17 protein-coding genes are annotated in these 19592 nt (G+C 72.9%); 9 read left to right on the plus strand and 8 right to left on the minus strand.

Annotation, left to right across the window (positions count from 1 at the left end; all coding sequences use genetic code 11):
* Positions 1-150: 150 nt before the first annotated feature.
* Entirely contained in the window at positions 151-648 is a 498-nt protein-coding gene (locus ACZ5Y0_RS19170; protein WP_469129850.1) for a peptidylprolyl isomerase, read from the plus strand.
* A gap of 158 nt (positions 649-806) precedes the next feature.
* On the opposite strand, the gene ACZ5Y0_RS19175 is transcribed toward ACZ5Y0_RS19170, so the two are convergent.
* A complete protein-coding gene (locus tag ACZ5Y0_RS19175; RefSeq protein WP_469129851.1) occupies positions 807-1391 on the minus strand; it encodes a L,D-transpeptidase family protein in 585 nt (194 codons plus the stop codon).
* Positions 1392-1641: 250 nt separating this feature from the next.
* Here ACZ5Y0_RS19175 and ACZ5Y0_RS19180 point away from each other — a divergent pair, with 250 nt between their 5' ends.
* A complete protein-coding gene (locus tag ACZ5Y0_RS19180; RefSeq protein ID WP_469129852.1) occupies positions 1642-2703 on the plus strand; it encodes an RICIN domain-containing protein in 1062 nt (353 codons plus the stop codon).
* 166 nt (positions 2704-2869) lie between these two features.
* Here the strand turns inward: ACZ5Y0_RS19180 and ACZ5Y0_RS19185 are convergent, their stop codons facing one another.
* On the minus strand, positions 2870-4591 hold the full coding sequence (locus tag ACZ5Y0_RS19185; RefSeq protein WP_469129853.1) for a sigma-70 family RNA polymerase sigma factor: 1722 nt from the start codon (positions 4589-4591) through the stop codon (positions 2870-2872).
* A gap of 694 nt (positions 4592-5285) precedes the next feature.
* On the opposite strand from ACZ5Y0_RS19185, the gene ACZ5Y0_RS19190 reads away from it, so the two are divergent.
* On the plus strand, positions 5286-6452 hold the full coding sequence (locus ACZ5Y0_RS19190) for a S1 family peptidase (RefSeq protein WP_469129854.1): 1167 nt from the start codon (positions 5286-5288) through the stop codon (positions 6450-6452).
* Positions 6453-6541: 89 nt separating this feature from the next.
* Here ACZ5Y0_RS19190 and ACZ5Y0_RS19195 read toward each other — a convergent pair whose 3' ends face one another.
* A complete protein-coding gene (locus tag ACZ5Y0_RS19195) occupies positions 6542-7063 on the minus strand; it encodes a GNAT family N-acetyltransferase (protein ID WP_469129855.1) in 522 nt (173 codons plus the stop codon).
* On the opposite strand from ACZ5Y0_RS19195, the gene ACZ5Y0_RS19200 reads away from it, so the two are divergent.
* The 5 genes from ACZ5Y0_RS19200 (at position 7062) to ACZ5Y0_RS19220 (ending at position 12515) form a co-directional block, all read left to right on the plus strand.
* Positions 7062-7652, plus strand: coding sequence for a helix-turn-helix domain-containing protein (locus ACZ5Y0_RS19200; RefSeq protein WP_469129856.1), 591 nt, complete (start codon positions 7062-7064; stop codon positions 7650-7652). The two genes, ACZ5Y0_RS19195 and ACZ5Y0_RS19200, sit on opposite strands and share 2 nt — an antisense overlap.
* Entirely contained in the window at positions 7649-8914 is a 1266-nt protein-coding gene (locus ACZ5Y0_RS19205; RefSeq protein ID WP_469129857.1) for an MFS transporter, read from the plus strand. The genes ACZ5Y0_RS19200 and ACZ5Y0_RS19205 overlap by 4 nt, the downstream gene beginning before the upstream one ends.
* Before the next feature lie 272 nt (positions 8915-9186).
* Positions 9187-10842, plus strand: coding sequence for a serine/threonine-protein kinase (locus ACZ5Y0_RS19210; protein ID WP_469129858.1), 1656 nt, complete (start codon positions 9187-9189; stop codon positions 10840-10842).
* Positions 10839-11507: a hypothetical protein gene (locus tag ACZ5Y0_RS19215; RefSeq protein ID WP_469129859.1), complete on the plus strand. Its 669-nt coding sequence runs from the start codon at positions 10839-10841 to the stop codon at positions 11505-11507. Before ACZ5Y0_RS19210 ends, ACZ5Y0_RS19215 begins: the two co-directional genes overlap by 4 nt.
* Before the next feature lie 120 nt (positions 11508-11627).
* A complete protein-coding gene (locus ACZ5Y0_RS19220) occupies positions 11628-12515 on the plus strand; it encodes an oxygenase MpaB family protein (protein ID WP_469129860.1) in 888 nt (295 codons plus the stop codon).
* Positions 12516-12919: 404 nt separating this feature from the next.
* On the opposite strand, the gene ACZ5Y0_RS19225 is transcribed toward ACZ5Y0_RS19220, so the two are convergent.
* From ACZ5Y0_RS19225 to ACZ5Y0_RS19235, 3 genes are all read right to left on the minus strand, one after another.
* Positions 12920-13297 (minus strand): hypothetical protein, encoded by a 378-nt coding sequence (locus tag ACZ5Y0_RS19225; RefSeq protein WP_469129861.1) that lies wholly within the window; start codon positions 13295-13297, stop codon positions 12920-12922.
* 150 nt (positions 13298-13447) lie between these two features.
* Entirely contained in the window at positions 13448-15358 is a 1911-nt protein-coding gene (gene htpG / locus ACZ5Y0_RS19230; RefSeq protein ID WP_469129862.1) for a molecular chaperone HtpG, read from the minus strand.
* 89 nt (positions 15359-15447) lie between these two features.
* Positions 15448-15594 (minus strand): hypothetical protein, encoded by a 147-nt coding sequence (locus ACZ5Y0_RS19235; RefSeq protein ID WP_469129863.1) that lies wholly within the window; start codon positions 15592-15594, stop codon positions 15448-15450.
* Between the two features lie 381 nt (positions 15595-15975).
* On the opposite strand from ACZ5Y0_RS19235, the gene ACZ5Y0_RS19240 reads away from it, so the two are divergent.
* Positions 15976-16401 carry a DUF4190 domain-containing protein gene (locus ACZ5Y0_RS19240; protein ID WP_469129864.1) on the plus strand — a complete coding sequence of 142 codons (426 nt, stop codon included), beginning with the start codon at positions 15976-15978 and terminating at the stop codon, positions 16399-16401.
* Between the two features lie 69 nt (positions 16402-16470).
* Here the strand turns inward: ACZ5Y0_RS19240 and ACZ5Y0_RS19245 are convergent, their stop codons facing one another.
* Together ACZ5Y0_RS19245 and ACZ5Y0_RS19250 are read right to left on the minus strand one after the other, a co-directional pair.
* Complete coding sequence (locus ACZ5Y0_RS19245; RefSeq protein ID WP_469129865.1) at positions 16471-16938, minus strand: MSMEG_6728 family protein; 468 nt, start codon at positions 16936-16938, stop codon at positions 16471-16473.
* 100 nt (positions 16939-17038) lie between these two features.
* On the minus strand, positions 17039-19303 hold the full coding sequence (locus ACZ5Y0_RS19250) for a catalase (RefSeq protein ID WP_469129866.1): 2265 nt from the start codon (positions 19301-19303) through the stop codon (positions 17039-17041).
* Positions 19304-19592: the final 289 nt, after the last annotated feature.

Here is a 19592-nt window from a genome sequence, read left to right on the forward strand (position 1 = left end):
CACGGGGTGCTTCCGGACGGGTTGCGCCGCCCGGCGAGGCCTGGTAGCCGCCCCCGCCGGGGCTCAGGTACGGGCCTCTTCCGGGCCCGCGCTCCCCGACACGAGGGGGCTGGATTCGGCAGCGGTCGCCGGAACGTGCAGGATGGGGGCATGACGACCAAGGTCTATTTCGACATCACCATCAACAACGAGCCCGCTGGGCGCATCACCTTCAACCTGTTCGACGACGTCGTGCCGAAGACCGCGGAGAACTTCCGCGCGCTGGCCACCGGCGAGAAGGGCTTCGGCTACGCCGGTTCCTCCTTCCACCGCGTGATCCCCTCCTTCATGCTCCAGGGCGGCGACTTCACGCGCGGCGACGGCACGGGCGGCAAGAGCATCTACGGCGAGAAGTTCGCCGACGAGAACTTCACCCTCAAGCACGACCGGCCCGGCCTGCTGTCGATGGCCAACGCCGGCCCGAACAGCAACGGCTCGCAGTTCTTCGTCACCACCGTCGTGACCGACTGGCTGGACGGCAAGCACGTGGTGTTCGGCGAGGTCGCCGACGACGCCGGCATGGAGCTGGTCCGGAAGATCGAGTCCCTCGGCTCGCGGAGCGGCGCCACCTCCGCGAAGATCACCATCGCGGCCTCCGGCCAGCTCTGATCCCCGCCCCATGGGCCGTCCCGCCGTCGGCCGGCCCATGGGAGCTCGTCACGTGCCGGGTCACCCGCGCGCGGGCACGTCCCGCCCGGGTGTCCGGACGGGACGTGCCGCGTGCGTGGCCGTGCGGGGGCCTGCCGCCCACGAGGCGGCGAGTCCGCCTACTTGACCGTGAGGGTCTTCGGCCAGCCGTAGCGGCCCGCCTTGGCGAAGAGGTTCTTGATGTCGGCCGGCTTCAGCTTGACGCAGCCGTTGGAGTAGTAGTCGCTCGTGCCGTCCCAGCGCTCCGACTCGATGCGGCCCTGCCCGCCGTTCGGCTTCATCTCGCTGTGCACGAAGAGTTCCGTGCGCTTGGTGCCGCTCGCGCCGTTGTTCTTGCACCGCTTGTCGGACACCTTGATGACGTAGCCGTTGATGATGCCGTCGAAGTTCGTGCGGTGGAACTCCACCTTGTACTTGCCGTTGGGCAGCCAGCCCTTGGCGGTGGCGCACGCGTTCTTGCTGCCGTTTCCGGAGCCGGCTCGGTACGAGGCGACCGCCTTGTCCGCCGCGTCGGGCACGCTCTTCATGAGGTAGAGCCGGGAGTCGATGGGGTTCGCCGAGTTCTTCTTGAAGTACAGGTAGTAGCCGCCGGTCGCCGCCTGCGCCTCCGGGGCGGTCAGGGCGGACGTGGCGGTGACACCGCCGAGCAGGGCCGCCGTGAGGGCGAGCGGGGTGATGCGGGCACGCAGGCTGTTCGTGCGCATGCCGGACTCCTTGTCGTCTGGGTGTACGTCGATGGGAACGCCGCCGACCGGCCCACCCCCGTGGGCCCGGTCGCGGCGACACCAACCGAGCCTGTGGGGACGGATCTTGTCCGGCAAGGGCCGAGCCCGTCCCGGACAGCCGCCCGCCTGTCCGGGCTGGTCGGACGGTGGACGGGCAGCCGGTCCGGACAGCCCGGATGTGGCCGGGACCGTCGTTGCCGGACGCCTTCCCCGTGACGACAATGACGGAATGACGATCTCGGGGGGATCGGACCCGTGCGAGGCACGTACCGCGTCCCAATACGTCGCCCTGCTCCGGCAGTTGAAGGACGGCAGCGGGCTGACGTACCGGCAGCTCGAACAGCGGGCCGCCGCCCGCGGCGACCTCCTGGCGCGCAGCACCGTGGCCGACGTGCTGCGGCGGGAGGCGCTGCCACGCGCGGAGCTGGTCACCGCTCTGGTGCGCGCCTGCGGCGCCGAAAGCGACCTGCCCCGATGGCTCGCGGCCCGTGAGCGGCTCGCCTCGACGGAGGACGAAGCGCCGCGGGACGATCGGGGGACGGCGGCCGGGGCGAACTCGCCGGTCTCACCGGACTCACCGGACTCAGAGGACTCACCGGACTCAGGGGACGACGCTCGCGTACGTCGTCGGCGGGGTCCCGCCGGCAGCAGGGGGGTGGGGATCGCGTCGCTCGCCGCGGTGGCCTCGCTCTGCACGGTCGCCCTGCTGGTCGTGGCCGCGATCGTACTGCTGCCGAACGACGACGACGCGGCCGGCGAGAAGGCGGGCAGCCAGTCGTCCGTGGCGTCGACGGCCGTGACCGCAGGACCCGGCCCGGCCGCGGGGTACTCCCGCATCCGTCCCGTGCGCGCGCCTGACCTGTGCCTGACCGACGGGGACGTCCGGATGCCCGGTGCCAACCGGTCGAAGACGGTCGCGGTCCAGCGGCCCTGCGACCAGGCGGTGCCGCCACGGACGTACCTCCAGCGGCAGGACGACGGGCTGTACCGCATCCAGTGGCGTCATCCGCAGCACGGCACCGGGTGCCTCACCGTCCTCACCGGCGGGGAGTACCGCAACACTCTGGAGCCGTGGGAGGACTGCCGGGCGGGCGGCTCGGCCCAGTTGTTCCGCATCGAGCGGACGGGCGGGCCGGGACGGTGGCGACTGCGGCCGGCCCAGGACGACGAGCTGTGTCTGGAGATGCGCGGGGCGGCCACGGAGGCCGGCACCGTGGCCATGGCGGAGCGGTGCGGCACCGGCGCGGACACGGCCCAGGTCTTCCTGATCGGGAGCGAGCCGGCCGGCTGAGCCGGTCGTGGTGCGTACCGGACGGTTCGGGGGCGACCGGGTGCCGCACCGGCGACGTCCCGCCTGGCGCAGGCGTCCCGCCCTCCTGCGTCCCGCCCTCCGGTGGCGGCCGGGCACCCGGTCCGTCGGCCGTCCCGCCCGGTGGCCGGGCGGGACGGCCGACGGCTCACAGCCTGGCGCCGAAGTTCTGCGTCCACCAGGGGCCGCCGCCGCCGTCGTGGACGCCCACGCCGATGTTCTTGAAGGCGCAGTTGAGGATGTTGGCGCGGTGTCCGGGGCTGTTCATCCAGGACGTCATCACCGACTCGGCGCTCTGCTGGCCCTTGGCGATGTTCTCGCCGTAGGTGGACCAGCGGTACCCCGCGGCGGTGATGCGCTTGCCCGGGTCGGCGCCGTCCGGGTTGGTGTGGTCGAAGAAGCCGCGGGCGGCCATGTCCTCGGAGTGGCCCAGCGCGGCGTTCCGCAGTTTCGCGTCATCGGTCAGCGGGCCGCAACCGGCCGCCGCCCGCTCCTTGTTGACCAGGGCGATCACCTCCGCCACAGTGCCGGACGGCGCGGACCGCGCGACCGGTGTGCGCGACACGTCCGGCTTCGGCGCGGGCGCCTTCGCCGTGGGCGGTGTGCTTCTGGACGTCCGTGGGCTCGGCGAGGCGCTCGGGCTGGGGGACTTCGAGGCGGACGCGGACGCCGACGGGGAGGGCGAGGCCGACGGGGAGTTGTCGGGGGTGGGGCGGGGTGTGGCGATGTCCGTGCGGACCACCTCCTCGGCGGACCGGGCCGCGGTCCGCCCGCCGGGCTCGTCGCCCGGCCGGCCGCCGAAGTAGTAGAGACCCCCGCCCGCCACGCAGGCGGCCACGACCGCCCCGCCGACGGCCCGCCGCCGCACGCGGCGCCTGCGACGCGCCGCGCCGCGGGCGGTGCTCTGCGCGCCCCCGGAGCGGTGCCTGCCGACGGACGGGGCGGACACGGCGGGGGTCTCCCCTGCGCCGAGGCCTTCGCCCGTGCCCAGGTTTTCGCCGGTGCCGGGGTCTTCGCCGGTGCCGGGGCCCCCGCCGGTCCCGAGCGGGGAGTTCGATCCGGCCATGGCCGAGGTGTCGTAGGCCGCGCGGATCCTGCCCGCCAGCGCGGGCGACGCGGCCACCAACGCCAGACCGGCGAGCAGCCCCTCCGCGGGCAGCAGTCCGCTCCACAGGCCCGAGCAGCGCGTGCAGTCGCGCGCGTGCCGGGCGATGCGCTTGCGCCACAGAGCGGAGGGCCGTCCGTCCCAGCCCCCCAGCATGCCTTGGAGTTCCTCGCAGGGCGGCTGGGCGTCGAGCGCTCGCACGACCACGCGGGCGGCCTCCAACTGCGCCTTCATCCGTTGCACGCGGACGGCGGCGTGCTGCGGGGAGAGTTCCAGGGCCTCGGCCACCTCGGTCCGGGTCAGCGCACCGGCGCACTCCAGCCACCACAGGGACAGCAGACTCCGGTCGTCGGGCTCGAGCCAGCGGGTGGCGCGCGCGGTCTCCTGACGCTGGCCCGACAACTGGAGCCGGACCATGGTGAGGTCGACGAAGTCGGCGCCGGGGTCGGCGAGGTCTCCGGCCTCCTCCACGGGGCCCTGGGTGATCGGCCTTTGCCGCCAGTGCGCGCGGATCTGGTTCATGGTGATGGCCACCAGCCAGGACCGGAAGCTCTCGGGGTCGCGCAGGGCGGCCAGCGAGTCCAGGGCGCGGAGCATGGTCTCCTGGACCACGTCGTCCACGTCCACCGAGCCGTTCAGCGCCCGGCCCACGATGTTGTAGACCAGCGGAAGGTACGCGCTGACCAGAGCGTCCTGTGCCGCCGGGTCGCCCCCTCGGGCAGCGGTCACCAGTGCCGCCGACGCCACCGTGTGCTGAGTACTCAATGCAGTTTCCCTGTCGTCGATGCCGAACGTTGCTGTCCGTGACAAGGGAGATCTCTGAGGCAGCCTCGGATAACAGTTATTCGGAAATTCGTGTGATGCGATGTTCACCGCACCGCCCGGCCACCGCAATGGGGACCGTCACATCCGGGCCCACCATGCGGACGTGCGGCGGAAGTCACCTCGGCCGGGTCGACGGACCCGTCCCGGATCAGGCCGACGAAGGGGCGCGGTCGCGCGGTGCCTCCGCAGGCGGCCCGTCCCGCGCAGGCTCCTCCGGCCGCGTCCGTACGGGTGGCATCGGCCTGACGGCGAAGCGGCTCGGGGGTGACCGGCGTTGTGCAGAGCCCAACCATCACCTCGGGAAAGGCACTTCGATGCGCCGTACGACCCTTCTCGCCGTCTGCGCCCTGATCGCCGCCGCCGCCACCGGATTCTTCGCCACCAGCGCCATCCGCAGCCGCTGAGGCACTGCCGTCGGGCAGCGTCCAGGGCCTACGGCCCAGCGCCTCGGCGTACGCCTTCCCCGCGTGCGCCGGGGCGTCCACTCTCCGGGGCCTGCCCGGAGAACCGAATTCCGTCATTGGCATGGACCTGCTCACGGCCCATGACTACGCTTCACCCATCCGTACGAGAGCGCTCTCAGAACGCGGTTGTTCCACCCCCACCTTGTTGGAACGACGAAGGGGCAACTCCCGTGAGACACCGCAGACTCCAGTACGCCGCACTCGCCGTCCTGCTCCTGGCCGGCGGCTGGACCACCGGCTCCGCCCTGCCCGCGGCGGCGAAGGACGCCCCCGCACCGGCCGCGACCGACTCCAGGCCGGTCTCCGCCGGACTGCTGACCGCGATGCGGCGCGACCTCGGCCTGTCGGAGCCTCAGGCGCGCGAACGTCTCGCCGCCGAGCGCACCGCCACCACCGTGGAACCGCAGGCCCGCCGGGCTGCCGGGTCCTCCTACGGCGGCGCCTGGTTCGACGCGGAGGAAGGGCGGCTGACCGTGGCCGTCACCTCCGGCGCCTCCCCCGCTACCCTGCGCGCGGTCCGCTCCACCGGCGCCGCCGTACGCATCGTGGAGCACAGCGCGCGCGAACTCGACACGGCCAAGGCACGCGTCGACCGGCTGACCGCCCCGCAGGGCGTGAGCAGTTGGCATGTCGATCCCGAGAGCAACACGCTGGTGGTCGAGGTGGTACGGGACAGGGCCGCCGACAACGATGTCCGCCGGTTCGTCTCCCTGGCTCGCGAGGCCGGTCCCGTCAGCGTCGAGACGGTCGCCGCCGCGCCGCGGACCTTCGCGGCGGGCACGGTCGGCGGTGACCCCTACTACACCGGCAACGTCCGCTGCTCCATAGGCTTCTCGGTGCACGGCGGGTTCGTCACCGCGGGCCACTGCGGCCGGGCGGGGGCCGGTGTCAGCGGCTGGGACCGCTCCTACATCGGCACGTTCCAGGGCTCCTCGTTCCCGGACAACGACTACGCGTGGGTGAACGTGGGCAGCGGCTGGTGGACCGTCCCCGTCGTGCTCGGCTGGGGGACGGTCCCCGACCAGCTCGTGCGCGGTTCCTCCGAGGCGCCGGTCGGCAGTTCGATCTGCCGGTCGGGCTCCACGACGCACTGGCACTGCGGCACCGTGCTGGCCAAGAACGAGACGGTGAACTACAGCCAGGGCGCGGTGCACCAGATGACGAAGACCAGCGTGTGCGCCGAGCCCGGCGACTCCGGCGGCTCGTTCCTCAGCGGTGACCAGGCGCAGGGCGTCACCTCGGGCGGCTGGGGCAACTGCGGCAGCGGCGGGGAGACCTGGTTCCAGCCGGTCAACGAGATCCTCAACCGCTACGGGCTGACCCTGCACACGGCCTGATCCGCGGCGGACCCGGGGGCCTCGGCCGGCAGCCAGGCCATGCTCCCGGGTCCGTGCGACGGCACGACGGTCCGACCGCCGCGAGGAGGTCAGTTCCCCAGCGCCAGCCGCATGATCGTGAGGTCGAACCAGCGCCCGAACTTCAGTCCCGCCTCGCGCACGGTGCCCACCTCGGTGAACCCGAACCGCCGGTGCAGCCGGATCGACGTGGCGTTGCCCGACTCGATTCCGGCGATCATGCTGTGGTGCCCGGCCCCGCGCGCCGCGTCGACGAGGGCGCCCAGCAGGGCCCGGCCGATGCCCAGGCCCTGGCTGCCGTCGCGGACGTAGACGGAGTTCTCCACGGTGTGACGGTAGCCGTCGAGATCGCGCCAGGGGCCGTAGACCGCGAAACCGACGACCTCACCGCCGAGCTCCGCGACGAGAGCCGAGCCCCGCTCGAGATGGACGGCGAGCCAGGCCGCGGCGTCGGCCGGTGACTGCTGGGTGTCGGTCCACAGGGCCGTCGAGGTGGCGACGGCGTGGTCGCGGATGACGCGGATGGCCTCGCCGTCGGCCGCGGTTGCCGGACGGACCCGCGCCACCTCGCGCTTCTCATATATTGCCATCATGTCCAACATAGTAGATCCCCTGGTGGAGCGGATCGCCGCCCGCGTCCGCACCGAGCGCGAGCGGCACGGCTGGACCCTCAACCAGCTGGCCGAGGCCTCCGGGGTCTCCCGCGCGATGATCCACCGGATCGAACGGGGCGAGAGCAGCCCCACGGCCGTCGTGCTCGGCAAGCTGTCCGCCGCGTTCCGGCTCAGCGTCTCCTCACTGCTGGCGCTCGCCGAGGGCGAGACGCGCGGCCCCGAGAGCACTGCCGGGGTGCGGCGGCACATCGACGCGACCGAGTGGCGCGATCCCGAGACCGGCTACCGCCGCCGTCAGATCACCGGACCCGGCTTCCCCGTGGAGACGGCCGAGATCCGGCTGCCCGCCGGGGCGGCGGTGTCGTACCCGGCGGCGTCCTTCGCGTTCGCCCGGCAGGCCGTGTGGGTGCTGGACGGACGGCTGACCTTCCACGAGGGGACCACCGTCCATGACCTCGGCCCCGGCGACACGGTGGAACTCGGCGAACCCGCGCCCTGCACCTTCGCCAACGACGGCGACGCCGAATGCCGGTACGTGGTCCTCCGCGCCCAGGCCGACCGGCCGTGAACGGCCCGGCCCTCCCCCGGTACGGCACTCTGCTGCTCGCGTGCACCGCGGCCACGGCGATCGCCAACAACTACGCCCTCCAGCCCGCCCTCACCGACGTGGCCGACGACCTCGACCTGTCCGCGACCATGACAGGGCTGGTCCCGACGGCCATTCTCGCCGGCTGCACCGCGGGGTTCGCACTGCTGCTGCCCCTCACCGACCGGGTCGCCCCGCATCGGCTGGTCGGTGTCCAGCTGTGCGTCCTGGCCGCGGCACTCACGCTGGCCGCCGCCGCGCCGAACGCCCCGGTCCTGCTGACCGCCTGTCTGCTCATCGGCGCGACGGCCTCGGTCGCCGCCCAGGCCGGTGCCATCGCGGGCCGGTACGCCGCGCCCGGCCGGCGCGGCACGGCCATGGCCACGGTCGCCACCGGCCTGTCGGCGGGCATCCTGCTGAGCCGCTGGGCCGGCGGAGGCCTGGCCGACCTGCTCGGCTGGCGCCGCATGCTGCTCGTCTTCGCCGGTCTCGCCCTGCTGGGCGCGCTCGCCGCCGGGCGGCTCCTGCCCCGCGAACGCCCGTGCCCCGAGGGCGGCTGTCTCGCCGCGCTCGCCGCCATGGCGCCCTTGCTGCGCCGGCACCGTCCGCTGCGTCGCGCCGTGGTCCTGGGCGGCCTGTGGTACTTCGCCTTCAACGTCGTCTGGGTGGCCCTCTCCCTGACGCTGACGCGTCCGCCGTACTCGCTCGACGCCACCGCCGTCGGCCTGTACAGCCTGGCCGGCCTCCTCGGGTTCGCCGCGCTGCCCTTCACCGGCCGGCTGGTCGACCGGTACACACCGGGCAGGGTCACCGTCGGGTCCATGGCGGCCGCCGCGATCGGCACGGCGGTCCTGGCCGCCGGTTTCCCGCACCCCGTCCCGACGGTACTGGGGCTGGCCCTGTTCGACGCCGGCTGCTTCGCCGCGCAGGCCGCCAACCAGAGTGTCGTCGTCGCCGTCGACCCTCCCCGCTCCGGCGGTCTCACCGGCGTCTACCTCGTCCTCTACTTCGCCGTCGGCGCCCTGGGCACGGCAGCCACCGCCCCGCTCCTCGACACGCTCGGCTGGCGGGGCACGATCCTCACCGCCCTGGCCGCCCTGCTCACCGCCGGCGGGCTCGCCGCCCGCCGCGGGAAACCCTCGCAGGACGAGGGCCTCACTCGCAGGACGAGGGCGTCGAGGAATGCCGACCCCGACCGGCCGCTCTCCGGCACCCCTGATTCCGCGCTGCCCGCACCACCGTGATCGACGTACGCCTGCCCGCACCGTTCCGGCGGGGACCGGTGTGTTCGGCCACCTGGTCCCGGCCGACGGGAGGATGACCGTTGCGCTCACCCGGGTGGCGATGACCGGCCGGACCCCACCCGCCCCGACGCGTGACCTCCGGTTTCCGGCCGCCGAGGGGTGACGTTCATGGTCGGCCTGCAACCGCCCCGGCCGAAAGCGTGTCTTCGTCCGCGTGGCCCGACGGGCCGGGATGCGGCACCGCGGGCGTACCGCGGGCTGGGGGGACGGCGATGAACGCATGGGCTGTACCGGGGTACTCCGAGTCGCTGGAACTCGGGGCCGGGGCGAGTGGGCGGGTGGTACTGGCCGTCCATGAGCCCACGGGCGTGTCGGTCGCGGTGAAGTACCTCAGCGAGTCGCTGCGGACCCGGCCGGGCTTCGTGCACGGGTTCCGAGCGGAGGCACAGCTGCTCGCCGGGCTGCGGAGCCCGCACGTGGCCGGTCTGTACGAGTACGTCGAGGCGACGAACGGCGCCGCCATCGTGATGGAACTGGTCGACGGCGTCTCCCTGCGGACCGCGCTGGCCCGGCAGGGTCCCCTTTCGCCCGAGGCCGCGCTGGTCGTCCTCAAGGGCTCGCTGCTCGGTCTCGCCGACGCCCACCGGGTCGGCGTGGTCCACCGGGACTACAAGCCGGAGAACGTGCTGGTCTCCCCCGAGGGTGTGTCCAAGCTGGTCGACTTCGGTATCGCGGTGGACGCCGGTGCGCGGGCCGGAGTCGCCGGGACGCCCGCCTACATGGCCCCGGAGCAGTGGACCGGCACGCCTGCCTCGCCCGCCGGGGACGTGTACGCCGCCACCGCCACGTTCTTCGAATGTCTGACGGGACGCCGTCCGTACGCGGGCGACAACCTGGCCGAACTGGCGCTGCAACACGTCGAGGGCGCGATCCCGGTCGGGGAGGTGCCCGAAACGGTGCGTCCGCTGGTCGGCCGGGGGCTGGCCAAGTCGCCCGAGCACCGGCCCCCGGACGCGGCGGCGTTCGTCGCGGAGCTGGAGGAGACCGCCGTAGCGGCGTACGGGAGTGACTGGGAGGAGCGCGGGCGTGGTCGGCTGGCCGCGCTCGTCGCCCTGCTCCTCTTCCCGCGTCCGACCAACCTGGAGGTGCCGAACGCCGCCGCCGACACGGCTCGTACCGTGTTCACGCGGGGTGCCGGCCGCGCCGGCCTGCGTCCGTGGCGGCCCACCTGGCCGGGGCTCGCCGTGTCGGTGGCGGCCGTGCTCGTGGCGATCCTCGCGGCGCGAGGCGCCGGCGCGGACACCGCGGCCGGCTCCGGTCGGGCGGCGCAGGTGCTGGCCACGACGAGCGCCGTGCCGGGCCCGCAACCCGCCGTCACGGCCCCGTCGAGCGCCGCGACCCCGTCGGCGACTGCCCCCTCCGCCCCGGCTCCGGCCCCGGACGCCACCGTCTCGCCCGGCGGCCTCGCTTCCCCGTCCCCGTCCCTCGCCCCCTCGACCTCCGCGTCGGAGACCACGCCCAGCACCGTGACGACCACCGGGGAGCCCACGGCGCCGGCTTCTCCCGACGAGACGGCCGGCACCTCCGCTCCGCCGGGCCCGCCCACGGTCAGGGAGGTCGCCGTGAGCGGCTTCCGGCAGACCGGGCCCGGCACGGCGACGGCCGCGATCACGGTCACGACGGACGACACCGGCCCGTTCTCCGTCACGGTCGGCTGGTTCACGGGGAACACCGCCGGTGAACCGGGAGTCGGCGACGGGGTACCGACGACGCAGCAGCACAGCGGTGCCACGCGGTACTCGTTCACCGTCGAGCACACCTTCCGGGGCACGGGCTGCTACTGGACGCTCCAGGTCGGCACCGGCCCCGCCTCCGCCGACGGCGGCGCCTCCCAGCGGCTCCTGACCCGGCAGTGTGAAATCCGATGACGACCCCTGAGGGCGCCCCGCCCCCACCCGGTTCCCTCCCACCGGCGAGGCCCGACGCCGGCAACGACGAGTACAGCGCGACCGCGCTGGCCAGTCACTGGATCCAGCGGCCCGATCCCGGCCCCGCGCCCGACCGGACCGTCGTGACCGACACCGCGGCCGCTCCCGGTGACGGGACCGTCCTGCGCTTCGGTCCCGGCGTGACGGCGGCCCTGGCCCGGCGCCCCCGTCCGGCGCCGCCCACGGTCGCGGCTCCGCGGGTCCCTCGTCGCCGGCTGCCGCGGCGGCACGCCCTGCCCGCGCTCGTGCTGGTCGCCGCCGTCCTGTACCCGTTCTGGCGGCAGCACGCGGCCCCGGCGGTGGGCGTGCGCGAGGTGTCGGTGACGGCCGCGCGGCAGAGCCTTGGCTGTGACACGACCGCGGGCGTCGTCGGAGTCGTCCGCACCGACGGCCGGCCCGGCACGCTCGCCTACCGGTGGGTGCGCAGCGACGGCACCACCTCCGCCGTACGGCACGCCGCGATCGCTCGGGGACAGCGGCAGGTGCGGCTCCCGTTGCTGTGGACCTTCCAGGGCCCCGGCCACCACGCGGCGGTGGCGGAGCTGCGGCTGCTGTCGCCCGAGCGGCGCTCGGCCGAGGCCCGTTTCGTGTACGACTGCTCCTGATCAGCGTCCGACGCGGCCGCCGCCGTCGCCCCGTCGCCTCGCACGCCCTCGTGGAGGTAGAAAGGAAGAGACGCCGCAAGCCCGCGTTTCCCGTAGCGCCGAGAGGAGGCCCCGGCAACCATGAGGACGATCGGAACGGGTGGTCCGAGCCCGCGCGAGTGGCTGGGACACGGCCTTTTCACGCGCGTCGCCGGGCCGGACGGCGAACGCAACCGCGCCCGCATCCACGGCACTCCCGGCCCGCGCTGGTTCGGACCGGAGCGTCCCGTCCGCCGGGTGCACGGCGACGCCTCGATGTTCGTGGGCGGGCTGTCCGCCCTGCTGCTCCAGTCGCTGCATCCGCTCGCCATGGCGGCCGTGGCCGCCCACTCCGGTTTCCGCGGCGACCCGTGGGGCCGGCTCCAGCGCACCAGCACCTTCCTCGCCACGACGACGTACGGCACCGCCGAGCACGCCCAGCGGGCCTGCGACCAGGTCCGTGCCGTCCATGAACGCGTCAGCGGGGTCACCACGAGCGGGGAGCCGTACCGTGCGTCGGACCCGCACCTGCTGGGCTGGGTGCACGTCGCCGAGGTCGACAGTTTCCTCCGCGCCCACCAGCGCTACGGTCTGCGTCCCCTGTCGGAGGAGGAGTGCGACGGATACGTCGAGGACGCGGCACGGGTCGCCGTCGCGCTGGGCATCCCCGATCCGCCGCGCAGCAGGGAGGAACTCGCGGCGCGGTTGTCGGACTACCGCCCGGAGCTGCGCGCCACGCCCGAGGCGCGGGACACCGCCCGCTTCCTCCTGCTGAACCCGCCCGTCCCCCTCGTCGCCCGCCTCCCCTACGGTGTGCTGGCCGCCAACGCCGTGTCCCTGCTGCCCGACTGGGCCGCCGCCGAGCTGCGCCTGCCCCGGTTCGCCGTGGTCGACAACCTGTGCGTACGGCCGCTCGGAGCCGCGATGACGGCGGCGATCCGCTGGGCGATGGTGCCGACCCGGCGTGCGGTGCTCGCACCGCCGGGCTGACGAGGCGGTGTCTTGCGTCCGGTCCCGGCCCGAGCGAGGCGTGCGAGGTCACGACGCGGAAACCGGCTTCCCGGGCCTTGTGCCGCGCCGCCTGGAGCCCCATGCCGACCACGTGCGGCACCGAGGCCGTGTGCCGTGTCGGCGACGGCCGGCTCGCCGTCAGCGGCCGACTCGCCGCGGGAGGTCGTGGCGGCCGATCGCGGTCGGGGCCGCCGCAGCCGACGTGACCGCCCTCGCGGCCGCGCCGGACACTGCCTTCGCGGCGGAGCCCGCGGCCGGATCGCCCGCGAGCAGGCAGTCGGCGGCTGCTGACAGGGCCCTGAGGAGGACAAGGGGAGGGCGCATGGGATCCCCCGAGTGGTGCCGGGGTTCAGGGCGGCGCACACGGCGCGCCCCGAGCCTCCTCACGCCGCTCGTATGCGGTCCCGGGCCGGGGCGGGGACCGGGCGGACGGGGGTGGAGCGTATCCGGGCGGCCGTCTGGACGGTGCGCAGCGGTCGGACCCGGTACGTGGTCTTGGTGGGGTCGGTGAGGGGGTCGCCGAGGGTGATGCGGCCGGCGGCCTGGAGTTCGTCGCACACGGCGGTGGGGAGGGCGACGTAGCAGCCGCCTCGGCCGGTGGCGGAGTCCAGCGGTCGCCAATAGCTGTACCTGCGGCGGCCGTTGGCGTGCACGGTGACGAAGACCGGGGTGCGGGCGTCCGAGACGATGCGCAGGATGTCGGCCGTGGCCGGGGTGCGGTGCGTGTCGGCGGACTGCGGCCGGATCGCGGTGAGCGGCATCAGCGGTGACCTCTTTCAGGGCAGGGACACGAGACCGCCTACCCCGTCATGCCCGGAGTTGATCTCGTTTCCGCGCATTCTTCAGCAGACCGCTGACAATTCGTCGTGGGCGGCGCCTCCGGGCGCGGCGCCGCCCACCGGGCAGGCCGGTTACAGGGCGCGTTCCAGGCGCTCCGCGAGGAGTTGGGTGAAGCGGGCGGGCTCCTTGGGCCGGCCGCCTTCCGCGAGCACCGCCAGGCCGTGGAGGAGTTCGGCGTCCTCGGCGAGCGTGGACCGGTCCGCCCGGTCGCGCAGCGCGCGGTTGAGGCCCTTCACGAGGGTGTGGTCCGGGTTCAGCTCGAGGATGCGCTGGGTGCGGGGGACGTCCTGGCCCATCGCGCGGTAGAGGTTCTCCAGCGCCGGGGTCAGATCGTTGGTGTCGGAGACCAGGCAGGCCGGGGAGACCGTGAGCCGGGAGGACAGGCGGACCTCCTTGATGTCCTCCCCGAGCCGCTCCTTCATCCAGGTGAGCAACTCGGCGTACTCCTCGTTCTGCTTCTCCCGGCTCTCCGCGGGCTCCTCCTCGCCGTCGCCGTCGAGAGCGATCTCGCCCTTGGCGACGGACCGCAGCGGCTTGCCGTCGAACTCGGCGACCGTGTCCGTCCACACCTCGTCGACCGGGTCGGTCAGCAGCAGGACCTCGATGCCGCGGTCCCGGAAGGCCTCCATGTGCGGCGAGTTCTCGATGCTGTCGCGGGAGTCGCCGGTCATGTAGTAGACGGCGTCCTGCCCCTCCTTCATCCGCTCCACGTACTGCGCGAGCGTCGTCGGCTCGGCGGCGTCGTGCGTGGTGGCGAACGACGAGACGGCCAGGAGGGTGTCGCGGTTCTCGGAGTCGGTCACCAGCCCCTCCTTGAGGACGGGGCCGAACTCCCGCCAGAACGTGGCGTACCGGTCGGGGGCGGCGGTCATCATGTCCTTCACGGACGCCAGGACCTTCTTCGCCAGCCGCCGGTGCATCATCTGGATGTGGCGGTCCTGCTGGAGGATCTCGCGGGAGACGTTGAGCGAGAGGTCCTGGGCGTCGACGACGCCCTTCACGAACCGCAGGTACGGCGGAAGGAGCGCCTCGCAGTCGTCCATGATGAAGACGCGCTTGACGTACAGCTGGACGCCTCGCTTGTAGCCCTGGGTGAACAGGTCGTGCGGGGCGTGCGAGGGGATGAACAGCAGCGCCTGGTACTCGAAGGTTCCCTCCGCCTGGAGCCGGATGGTCTCCAGGGGGTCGTTCCAGTCGTGGCTGATGTGCTTGTACAGCTCGTGGTACTCCTCGTCCTGCACCTCGTCGCGCGACCGGGCCCAGAGGGCCTTCATCGAGTTCAGCGTCTCGGGTTCGCGCGCGGTGCCGTCGCCGTCGTCGCCCGCCGGGGCCTGCGGCGCCATCCGGATCGGCCAGGTGATGAAGTCCGAGTAGCGCTTGACGATCTCCCGGAGCTTCCAGGGCGAGGTGTAGTCGTGGAGCTGGTTCTCGGGGTCGGCGGGCTTGAGGTGGAGGGTGATCGAGGTGCCCTGCGGTGCCTCGTCGACCGTCTCCAGGGTGTAGGTGCCCTCGCCGCGTGACGACCAGCGGGTGCCCTGTGCCTCGCCGGCCCGACGGGTCACCAGCGTGACCTCGTCGGCCACCATGAAGCTGGAGTAGAAGCCGACACCGAACTGCCCGATGAGGCCTTCGGCGTCGGCCCCGTCGTCGGCCTGCCGCAGCTGTTCGAGGAACTTCGCCGTACCGGAGTTGGCGATGGTGCCGATCAGCTCCGTCACCTCGTCGTACGACATGCCGATGCCGTTGTCCCGCACGGTCAGGGTGCGGGCCTCGCTGTCGGCCTCGATGTCGATGTGCAGATCGGACACGTCGGCGTCCAACGTGTCGTCGCGCAGCGCCGCCAGGCGCAGCTTGTCCAACGCGTCCGAGGCGTTGGAGACGAGTTCACGCAGGAAGACATCCTTGTTCGAGTAGATCGAGTGGATCATCAGCCGCAGCAGCTGACGGGCCTCTACGCGGAACTCAAACGTTTCGGTCGGCATGATGGGCGACTACCTCTCCGTCCCAGGTCATCGGGAACTGACTGACGGCAGTCACTTTAGAACAGCCGGTCACCGGCGTGCCCGGCCGCCTACCGCCGCGTGCGCAGCCTGCCCAGCAGCTGGCGCGCCTGGGAACGCCGGCGCGGATCGGACGCCGCGCGACGCACCTGCTCCGCGGTGCGGCGGCCCTGGGGGCTCCTGGCGAACTCCTTGATGCGCTGGATGACAGTGGCCATCGTGCTCCTCCGGTCTGATCGGTCTCTGGTACTCGTTCGCCTACCCGGCCGGGGCAGGCCGACGCGTCCCGACCCCCGGCGGGTTTCCCGGCGGGTCCGGACGTCCGTAACTCGCCCGGGCGTCTCCGGCGCGCCCGCCACGGCAGCCCGTGGGCCCGAGCGCCTCCGCCGCGCCGGCTCGCCCCCTTCCCCCCGTGAGCCCGAGCCGCTTGGCGGCGGAGGGCGTCGGGCCGGATGGGCCAGGCCCTCGACGAAGCAGCCCACGTCCTCGCGCGCATGGGCCGGGAGTGGTGGGGGCAACCGACCTGCACCACCGTCCACGACTCCGCGGACGACCACGGCACAGCACCCGCGATCCACGCATCCAAGGGAGTCACCGCCATGACCTCGGCTCAAGACCCGCACGTACATCCCCAGACCACGCACGGCTATCCCCAGGCCACGCACGGCACGGCGCCCGAGCACCGCAACGGATTCGGGATCGCGGCCCTGGTGCTGGGGATCGTGGCCGTCGTGCTCTTCTGGACCGTCGTCGGCGGCATCGTCCTCGGACTGCTCGCCATGGTCTTCGGCATCCTCGGACACCGCAGGGCGAGGCGTGGCGTCGCCACCAACGGCGTCATGGCGATCATCGGGGCGGTGGCCGGAGGCCTCGGCCTGATCGGCTCGTCGGTCATCCTCGCCGCGGGCGTGTCGCTGCTCGGCTCCGACGAGTTCAAGAACTACTCCGACTGCGTCGGGCACGCCGACACGCAGGCCGAACGCCAGCAGTGCGCGGAAGATTTCGACCGGGACGTCGACAACTGAGGTGCGTCGTCCGGCGGTTGGTGTCATGTCACCTCGTGCGGCCGATGACGCTCCCCGCCGGACGACGCGTCAGGACGTGCGGTCCGAGGCCGGCCACACATAGGGCAGGTCGTCGGGAACGTCCGGGAAGAGAGGGGAATAGAAGGCCGGATCCTTGCGCACCAGCGCGGACCGGTGGCTGCGGTGGAACTCCGGATCCCCCAGCCACGGCGGCAGTTCATTGGCGTCGGCCAGCTCCCGCTGCGTGCGTACGCCGGCGTCCCCGTGGCTGCCGGCGAAGCCGGCGATCAGGGAGGCGGCACAGGTGTCGGCTCGCCCCACGGCGGTCCACACTCCACAGACCTCCAGGCCGTAACGCACCAGTGCCTCCTCGTAGCCGACCCACATGCGGACGGCCGGATGATGCCGCCATCCGTAGCCGGGTACGGTCAGGCCGCGCAGCACCTGAAGGGCCTCCACGCGCTGCTTTCCCAGGCGGCGTGGATCGAGGGTCGCTGCCGACGCGGTGAAGTCGGCATGCGGGAGGAAGGTCTGCATGGGCCGCCCCTGACAGGAGAACGGAGGGCCGTCGGCCGCACACCGCGGGAGTGTGCGGCCGACGGCCCGGCGGGTCGGCCGTCCTGGGCCGGTTCGCCGGTCAGGCCGCGGTGAACCTGGCCCACACGCGGTGTTCGCCCAGGAGGCTGGTGAGCTGCTCCAGGACGGCCGTGCCCGTGCTGCCGGTCACCACGCCCGGTGCGGCGGCGGGCACCCCGAACGCGTCGAGGACGGTCTCGCCGCCCGCCCAGGCACCGAGAGCCTTGCCGTGCCGGAAGGCCTCAGAGACCAGGAGACCGACGCGCGGGTCGACGGCTGTCCGGCCCGCGGCGGCGGGGAGCCCCTTGGCGTCGCGGGCACCGTAGGCGTCGCTGCCCACGGCGGGTGTGCCGGCCAGCAGCAGCGCGTCGAACTCGACGGACCGCGCGGTGGCGTAGGTGCGCTGCACCGTGAGGGAGCCGAGGGTGCCGCCGACCGGGCCGATCACCAGGGGGACCATGCCGGCTTCGAGGACGGCGTCGCGTACGGCACGTACGCCGTCGAGGTCGCCGTCCGGGCCCGCGACGATGCCGATGATCCGGCCGTCCGTGGGCCAGCTGTTGCCCAGCTGCGACAGGGCGGGGCTGGGCTCGACGTCCGCGAGCGGCACCGTGGGCTCCGGCGCGGGAAGACCCAGGCCGGTGGCCACCTCGGCGCACAGCTCCGGGTCGATGTTGGCCAGGACCTGCAACGCCCTTTCCCGGATGGCCTGTTCGTAGCACTTGGACAGTTCGAAGGTGTAGGCGCCGATGATGTGCTCGCGCTCCACCGGGCTCATGCTGAGCCAGAACCGGCGCGGCTGGCTGAAGTGGTCCGCGAACGACTCCGGTACGTCACGCACCTTGGCGCCCTCGGGGACCCGTACCGGCGATTCGATGTAGGCGCCGGTGTCGGCGCCGGCGGTGAAGGGGCAGCCGCCGTCGAGCGAGTTGGGCCGGTAGGGGGCGACACCGCGGTGCACGGCCGTCTGGTGCATGCCGTCGCGCTGCATGTCGTTGACGGGCGCGTGCGGCCGGTTGATGGGCAGCTGGGGGAAGTTGGGCCCGCCGAGGCGGGTGATCTGGGTGTCGAGGTAGGAGAACAGGCGTCCGGCGAGCAGCGGGTCGTCGGTGATGTCGACACCCGGCACCAGATGGCCGACGTGGAAGGCCACCTGCTCGGTCTCGGCGAAGAAGTTCGACGGGTTGCGGTTCAGGGTCAGCAGTCCGACCGGCTGCACGGGGGCGAGTTCCTCGGGGACGAGGTTGGTCGGATCCAGCAGGTCGATGCCTTCGAAGGTCTGGTCCGGGGTGTCCGGGAAGGTCTGGATGCCCAGCTCCCACTGGGGGTACGCGCCCGCCTCGATGGCGTCGGCGAGGTCCCGGCGGTGGAAGTCGGGGTCGACGCCGTTGATGATCTGCGCCTCCTCCCAGACCAGTGAGTGCACGCCCAGCTTGGGCTTCCAGTGGAACTTCACCAGGGTCGTGCCGCCGTCGGCGTCGACCAGGCGGAAGGTGTGGACTCCGAAGCCCTCCATCGTGCGGTACGAGCGCGGGATGCCCCGGTCGGACATGTTCCACAGGGTGTGGTGGGTGGCCTCGGTGTGCAGGGTGACGAAGTCCCAGAAGGTGTCGTGCGCGCTCTGGGCCTGCGGGATCTCACGGTCCGGGTGCGGCTTGCCGGCGTGGATGATGTCCGGGAACTTGATGGCGTCCTGGACGAAGAAGACGGGCATGTTGTTCCCGACCAGGTCGAAGACGCCCTCGCTGGTGTAGAACTTCGTCGCGAACCCGCGGGTGTCCCGCACGGTGTCGGACGAGCCGCGCGATCCCAGCACCGTGGAGAACCGCACGAAGACGGGAGTCTCCTCGTCCTCCGCGAGGAAGGCGGCCTTGGTCACGGAGGCCGCCGTGCCGTAGCTCTGGAACACCCCGTGCGCCGCCGCGCCCCGGGCGTGGACCACGCGCTCCGGGATGCGCTCGTGGTCGAAGTGCATGACCTTCTCGCGCAGGTGGTGGTCCTGTAGCAGGACGGGCCCGCGGGGGCCGGCCTTCAACGAGTGGTCGGTGTCGGGGAGGCGGGTGCCCTGGGCGGTCGTGAGATAGCTGCCGGACTGGGCGAAGCGGGCCTGGTCGGCTCCCGTCGGCTGACCCGTCGGGGACACGGTGTCGGGTCCGCTCTGGTCGGGCTTCGGCGGCAGGGGGTCCCTGGGCCGGGTCGGCTCGGCGACCGAGGGTGAGTCGGGGCCCGGCTTCCCGGGGATCCCGTCCTCCGGCCCCGCTCCGTCGCCGCTCAAGGTGTCGGCGACCTTCTCCGCCGCCCGCTTGATGGGGTTGCTCTCGCTCATCGCTTCCTTCGCTTCTCACTCATGGGCGGCTGTGTGCCGAGGCCGCGTGGCGGTCCGGCTGCCGACGGCGGCGCGGGAGACGAGTGCGCCGCCACCTGTTCGCGGGCGAACAGGTGGCCATGGGGACCACCGGGTGAACAAGGCACACACATGCCTGTGGAAAAGGTGGTTCCGTGCACCAATGTGGCACGGTGTGACATCCGGCGCAGTGGCTCGTCCACCAGCCGGGTGACCGTGCGGCGCCCGTCAGCGGGCGGCCGGCCCTTCTTCGGCCGGCGTTCCGGGAACG

The organism is Streptomyces sp. NPDC033216 (genome assembly GCF_055577115.1).